The sequence below is a fragment of the Streptomyces sp. NPDC051940 genome (assembly GCF_040680895.1).
Taxonomy (GTDB): domain Bacteria; phylum Actinomycetota; class Actinomycetes; order Streptomycetales; family Streptomycetaceae; genus Streptomyces.
The window spans coordinates 1-1,254 of the sequence record NZ_JBFAXR010000287.1 but is presented as its reverse complement, the minus strand read 5'-3'; the positions used below and the strand labels follow the sequence as shown (position 1 = coordinate 1,254).

Genomic DNA, 1,254 nt, shown 5'->3' with positions numbered 1-1,254 from the left:
GCGGCGCCCGCGTCCCTGGGACGCCGGGCGCCGCCTACCGGTGGTGGGACCGGCTGGACGGCGTCTGCCTCAGACGCCGAGATCCCACCAGAAACGCACCGCCGCCGAGGAGGAAGGCGCCGGCGGTGCAGCCGAGCCCGGCCGCGAGGCCAGGGCCGGAGTCAGCGAGGCCGCCCCAGGGGACGGCGGGAGCCGGTGCCGCGGCCGTCGCCCGCGGCAGGTCGGAGCCCTGCGGGGACGCGTCCGGGGCGCCGGGCTCGGTGACGGTGAGGTCGTACGAGGGCGACTGCCCGGCCCAGCTGCCGTCACCGGCGCGCCGCTGCATGGCCGCGACGGCGGCCGTGACGCCGCCGGCGGGGGCGTCCTCGGTGAACGCCAGCCGCAGCCGGACGCTCACGGTCTGCGCGGGGCGCACGGTGAGCCCGTGGAAGCCGTCCTCGAACACCCCGACGTTCTCGGCGCGTTCGGTCGCCTTGAAGCGCACGTCACGCCATTGGTGCGCGTCGTCGTCGTAGAACGCCAGCCGGATGTGCCCGGGTGCGAGGAGCTTGCTCTCATCGACGAGCACGGCCACGGGGTGGACGTTTTCGCACACGGTGCGGGAGCTGTTGTGCAGCTTGAGCGTCCACTCCTCGGGGGCGGCACCGCGGGTGTACGTGGAGGGGCCACCGGAGAGGGCGGCGTCCAGGGGGAAGTCGCGACCCTCGCAGCTCAGCTCCGCGGCTGCCACGCCCCCCGCCGCCGGCTGCGCGGCGGCGGCCGCCGCACCGGGCGCGAAGGCCACAGTGAGGAGGGCGGCTGCGGCTGCGAGAGCCTGGCGGGGGCGCATGGTCGAGACGGTGCCACGCGGTGCGGGCTTTCGCAGGGCGACACGGCTGGTGGTCGGCCTCCCGCACCAGCGATTGCGCCCGGTTGGCGCAATCGGAGGGTTTTCTGATGTGCGGTTACGTCTGCTTGTCGGCTGCGGCGGGTCGGCGCTGCGCGCCTCCGTCCTCAGGCGCCGGACGGGCTAGGGGGGTGGTCCGGTCCGCTGCATGGTGCGGTGCCGCTGGCGCCTGCGGCGCGGTTCGGCGCTGCGCGCCTCAGTCCTCAAACGCCGGACGGGCTGGGGTGGGGGTCCGGTCCGCTGGATGGTGCGGTGCCGCTGGCGCCTGCGGCGCGGTTCGGCGCTGCGCGCCTCAGTCCTCAAGCGCCGGACGGGCTGGGGGGGTGGTGCGGTCGCGCTGGAAGGGGGCCTTTGCCGGCGGAGCGCAG

The 1,254-nt window shown here is 76.0% G+C and carries 1 protein-coding gene; it reads right to left on the bottom strand.

Features of this window, described 5'->3' with window-relative positions; translation table 11 throughout:
• Positions 1-34 precede the first annotated feature (34 nt).
• Entirely contained in the window at positions 35-829 is a 795-nt protein-coding gene (locus tag AB0M28_RS40455; protein WP_365415837.1) for a hypothetical protein, read from the bottom strand.
• Positions 830-1,254: the final 425 nt, after the last annotated feature.

Bases quoted from the DNA above. Each gene is read 5' to 3' on its own strand.
- AB0M28_RS40455 (WP_365415837.1), bottom strand. From the start codon at position 829: ATGCGCCCCCGCCAGGCTCTCGCAGCCGCAGCCGCCCTCCTCACTGTG.